This window comes from Leptolyngbya cf. ectocarpi LEGE 11479 (assembly GCF_015207065.1).
GTDB lineage: Bacteria > Cyanobacteriota > Cyanobacteriia > Phormidesmidales > Phormidesmidaceae > Leptothoe > Leptothoe ectocarpi.
The window spans coordinates 1-1,538 of sequence record NZ_JADEXP010000619.1 but is presented as its reverse complement, the minus strand read 5'-3'; the positions used below and the strand labels follow the sequence as shown (position 1 = coordinate 1,538).

1 protein-coding gene is annotated in these 1,538 nt (G+C 44.3%); it reads right to left on the bottom strand.

What is annotated here, in order from left to right:
- Nucleotides 1-351 precede the first annotated feature (351 nt).
- Nucleotides 352-1,269 carry a hypothetical protein gene (locus IQ260_RS30500; RefSeq protein ID WP_193996788.1) on the bottom strand — a complete coding sequence of 306 codons (918 nt, stop codon included), beginning with the start codon at nucleotides 1,267-1,269 and terminating at the stop codon, nucleotides 352-354.
- Nucleotides 1,270-1,538 lie beyond the last annotated feature (269 nt).

Genomic DNA, 1,538 nt, shown 5'->3' with positions numbered 1-1,538 from the left:
AGCATCTGATTGACAGGTTTATTCGAAACTTAGACTTAGACGAGACTTTGATTAAATCACATCCCAACTTTCCAAGTCTTTGTGACTATGGGGTGCTAGTCTCCTAATTCTGTCCGGAGTATTGCTATGAATATTTGATAGATAACCGATAGGTCTATCGTGAATATCTGGAGCAACAAATAGCGTTTCATTTAAAGTTATTTGTTAAAAAAATAACAGGTAGATCGGTTTCATGGGTGGCTAGAATCGTCTACTAACACAAGAAAGTAATAGAATTCATCTCCTCGAAGTCTCTAGCAGAGGACTGAGCAGAACCTAAGACTATCTTGAAGACAATTAGATCTCTATTTCTCAGTTGCTAATTAGTTGAGCCGGTCCATCATGGTGGAAGAATTGTTGATAAAAGTCACCAGACTGAGTAGATTCTAAATACACGATGGCGATAGCCTGACCGCGTTGCTGGAGTATGCCCCATGAGCTAGGTATATCCGTCCGGATCAAGTCACCATTAATCTCTCCTTTAACTTGAGGGTGCTGCCCCGCCAACAGCTGTTCAACAATCTGAGCTTCTGTCTGGGTAGGAAAGTCAAGATATAGCTTTGGCGATAGTCCTAACGTGCCCTTACTATCTGAGGTAATGGTTTCCTGTTCAATACGCGCGTATTTGAAAGGCGGCTCAGTGGAAGGGATTAAAATCGCTACGGCAGGATTGTGAGGAAACGAGGACGAAATTGATTGCAACAGCTTTTTGAGATTACCCAGCTGTCCTTGTTGCTCAAGGGTATTACTTTCTAACGCCTCCAACAGTGGTGGAGAGAACAGCTTAACCACCTGCTCCATAGCAACATCCATATCATCTTGCATCTGGCTAAACTCGACTCTGTCAGCGCGAGTAGCTGCCTGCAATCTCAGCTGATTGATGCCCTGTAGGCCACCCAACAGTAGAGCAATAGCCAAAACTCCACCAACAATTGTTCGACCTACGCGTCGTGTAAACCGTCTTGAAATAGAATAGTTCGGTAGCCTAGCACGGCTGGCGTTTGCTTCTGCTAGCAGAGCCAAGCTGAGCACTACATTCATCACCACCAGCACCAGGGCAATAATCCCGCCAGCGACTAACAGGGCACGTACTAAAAGCGATAGAGCATCGGGTAAAATATCCCAGCCCAAAAACTCATCAATCACCCACAGCACAATACCCACACAGGATAAAGTCAGCAACCAAACTGTCAGGTTTGTCACCAAGCGTAGAGCAAATCGATGGTTCATAGTGTTGTTGCGTAGGTATTGCTGTTTAGCCAGATCCTAATAATCTAAGTAACAACACAGCTTGTCGCTCCATTATTCCTGAGTGCAGAGCTAAGGTTCATCAAATCAATACTCCGGACAGAATTAGGAGACTAGAACCCCGTAGTCACAAAGACTTGGAAAGTTGGGATGTGATTTAATCAAAGTCTCGTCTAAGTCTAAGTTTCGAATAAACCTGTCAATCAGATGCTGATTGAGTTTGCGACGTTTGTAGGAGGCCATGGAAAAGA

Excerpts from the sequence above, each read along its gene's own strand:
- IQ260_RS30500 (WP_193996788.1), bottom strand. The coding sequence starts at position 1,269 with ATGAACCATCGATTTGCTCTACGCTTGGTGACAAACCTGACAGTTTGG.